The sequence below is a fragment of the Teichococcus vastitatis genome (genome assembly GCF_003604215.1).
Classification (GTDB): Bacteria; Pseudomonadota; Alphaproteobacteria; order Acetobacterales; family Acetobacteraceae; genus Pseudoroseomonas; species Pseudoroseomonas vastitatis.
This window is the reverse complement of record NZ_QXGS01000178.1, coordinates 1-979: the sequence shown is the minus strand read 5'-3', so window position 1 is coordinate 979 and position 979 is coordinate 1. Positions and strand designations below refer to the sequence as shown.

Annotated in this window: 1 protein-coding gene; it reads right to left on the bottom strand. The window is 68.4% G+C overall.

Annotated elements, in window-relative coordinates:
• Positions 1 to 979: efflux RND transporter permease subunit (locus D2K64_RS23780; RefSeq protein ID WP_202910822.1), on the bottom strand; the 979-nt coding region annotated here is incomplete at both ends.

The window sequence follows — 979 nt, the reverse complement described above, 5'->3', positions numbered from 1 at the left end:
GGAACTCCGCCTCGGATTGCAGGTTGACCCGGTAGTTGCGGCCAAGCAGCGTGAAGTCGTTGACGTAGAGGCTGCTGAAGGTGCTCTGCACTGTCTCGAAGAGGTCGGAGAGCCTCACCCCGCGGGCCTTGGCGGCGTCGCGGTCGATGTCCAGCCGGTAGCGCGGCACGTTGGACTGCAGCGTGGTGCTGAGCCCGGCCAATTCGGGACGCCTGCCGGCGGCCTCCAGCAGGTCCTGCGCGGCGGCCGTCATGGCCTCTCGCCCGGCGCCCGCGCGGTCGAGCAGCTTCATCTCGAAGCCGCCGACCGTGCCGAGCCCCTCGATGGCGGGCGGGTTGAAGGCCATGGCGAGGGCGTTGCGCACCTCGGACAGGGCGCCGAACAGCGAACCGGCGAGCAGGCGTGCGTCCTGTTCCGGCGCTGGGCGCTCCGACCAGTCCTTCAGCTCGATAAAGGCCGCGCCCGCGCTGGTGCTGGCGGCGTTGGACAGCAGGTTGAAGCCGGAGAAGGACATCACGGAGCGGACGCTCGGGTCCGCGCGCAGGATCTCCACGATCTCGCGGTCGGCCACGGCTGTGCCCTCCAGCGCAGTCGCGGGCGGCATGTTCCACACTACGAAGAGGTTGCCTTGGTCCTCCTCCGGCACCAAGCCGCCGGGTACGGTCCGGAACAGCGTGATGGTTAGAACGCAGACCATGCCGAAGGACAGCAGGCCGAGCAGGCCGCGACGCAGGAAGAAGCGGACGCCCGAGGTGTATCCACGCGTCAGCCATTCGAATCCGCGGTTAAACAGGCGGAAGGGCAGCAGCGGCTGGCCGTGGCCGGGCTTGAGCATGGCGGCGCAGAGGGCGGGCGTCAGCGTCAGGGCCACGACGCCGGAGAGGATGACGGAAACCGAGATGGTGATGGCGAACTGCTTGTAAAGCTCGCCGCTCAGTCCGCCGAGGAAGCCGACGGGGACAAAGACGGCACAGAGCAC